Annotated in this window: 2 protein-coding genes; one reads left to right on the plus strand and one right to left on the minus strand. The window is 52.1% G+C overall.

The window, feature by feature from the left end; translation table 11 throughout:
• The coding region (locus tag AC9UEP_RS04325) for a M13 family metallopeptidase (RefSeq protein WP_509544304.1) at window positions 1-1146 on the minus strand (1146 nt) is incomplete at its 3' end.
• 63 nt (window positions 1147-1209) lie between these two features.
• Between AC9UEP_RS04325 and AC9UEP_RS04330 the strand changes: the two genes are divergently transcribed.
• Window positions 1210-1692: a MarR family winged helix-turn-helix transcriptional regulator gene (locus tag AC9UEP_RS04330; RefSeq protein WP_095693382.1), complete on the plus strand. Its 483-nt coding sequence runs from the start codon at window positions 1210-1212 to the stop codon at window positions 1690-1692.
• Window positions 1693-1883 lie beyond the last annotated feature (191 nt).

Raw genomic sequence — 1883 nt, forward strand, 5'->3', positions numbered from 1 at the left:
CGCCTTTTCCTTCGTTGCCGCTGACATCCAGGGCAGGTCAATAATGCTTAGCCGATATGCCTCAAGCAGATAATCAACTAATACCTTCATCTCACTCTTTGCTTTTTCGGAGAAGTGCTGTTCGACATAGACCTTGCCGATGGCTTCACCGAGGGCGCCTTGGGTGACAGAGACGGCGCGCTTCCAGCGATCGCGAATCTGTGGTGTTCCAGAGAGGGTCTTGGCATAGAACTCAAAGTTCTGCTGCACGATGTCATCGGTGAGAAAAGCGGCGCTGGCCGATACCAGATTGAGTTTGAGCCAGGCGACCCACGAATCGCGCTCGCCGCTAAAGTCACCGAGCATTGCTGAGATGGATTCAAAGAAGGATGGTTCACAGACAACCAGGGATTCAAAAGCTTTCGCTGGCACTTTTGCATGCTCGGCCCAGAGGTCGAATAAGAAGTGTGGCGCAAGGCTTTCTAGCTCGGCGCGGCTGTATTTGTTATAGGTCAGAGTTGCATCGCGATCTTTTACTTGATCCCAGTGATGACTAGCAATTTTGGTTTCCAACGCCAGGATTTGTGATCCCACAGTGGCGCCATCTGCAATTCCCACAAGTGCGCACATCTTTGCCACATGCGCCACAAAGGCGCCTCGAATCTCGGCAAATTGATCTTCCCGGTAATAGGACTCATCGGGTAGCGATAGTCCGCCCTGGCCGAGATAGAGAATATTGGTATCAGAGTCCATCGCATCGGGATAGATAGCTGCGCCAAAGATTCCGCCAATGCCACGCATTTCCAGGCCGGCCATGACCGAGATAAATTCGTGCAAGTTGGTGATGCCATCGATAGCTGCTAAATCTTCAACGATGGGCTCGATACCGCGCGCGGTGATGGCAGCGGTATCCATAAAAGATTTGTAGAGGTCGCCAATTTTCTGAGCCTCACCTGCGCCAGTTGCACTTTCGATAATCTGGCGAACCTGGGCTTCGGCGGCATCATGTAATTTGCGAAAGATGCCATCACTAGATCGGTCATCCGGCATCTGATACTCGGTAATCCACTTTCCGTTGTAGTGACGGAAGAGGTCATCTTGTGGACGCACCTGTGGGTCGAGGGCAGAAGTTTCGATTCCAGATTTCACCGGGCTCATGAGTTCCATTTCATCGTGTGTAAAAGTAGTTGAAAGTTCAACTTTGTCTCTAAAGAGCGTACTATTGCCGCTATGGCAGGGCAAAACGCTACAACACCGCGCTGGCTTAATGCTGCCGAAATGAAGGCTTGGCGCCGATACATCATCGCTAGCCGCCGGCTGCTGGAGGCACTCGATTTAGATCTTGCCAGCCATGAGCTTTCGATGGCCGACTATGAAGTCTTGGCCCAATTAAGTGATGCCCCGGAACGCAGGATGCGCATGAGTGAGCTAGCCGATGTTGCCATGCTCTCGCGCTCGCGCCTTTCCCACCGGATCAAGGTGATGGAGAAGGCGGGCTGGGTAAAGCGAGAGGCCTGCCCGGAAGATAAACGGGGCTACTTCGCGGTCATGACGGCCAAGGGGTGGAAGGCAATTGTTTCTGCTGCCCCGGACCATGTGGAAAGTGTGCGCACTAGGTTTGTCGATCACTTAACGAAAGAAGATCAACGAGTGTTATCAGAAATATTTGAACGAGTAACGCATTCCCTGAAAATCAATCCCCCAGCAGAATAAAAAACCCCGCCAGTTACCTGGCGGGGTTTTTTATAAGTAAATGAATTACTTAGCTGCTGCCTTCTTACGACGACGGCGCTTTGGAGCAGCTGCTGGAGCTGCCTTCTTACGACGCTTTGGAGCAGCCTTCTTTGCTGCTGCCTTCTTACGACGCTTTGGAGCAGCCTTCTTTGCTGCTGCCTTCTTACGAC

It is taken from the genome of Candidatus Planktophila sp. (genome assembly GCF_040402315.1).
Classification (GTDB): Bacteria; Actinomycetota; Actinomycetes; order Nanopelagicales; family Nanopelagicaceae; genus Planktophila.

What these genes read in the sequence shown, in the direction of transcription:
- AC9UEP_RS04330 (WP_095693382.1), top strand. Translation starts at nt 1,210, where the DNA reads ATGGCAGGGCAAAACGCTACAACACCGCGCTGGCTTAATGCTGCCGAA.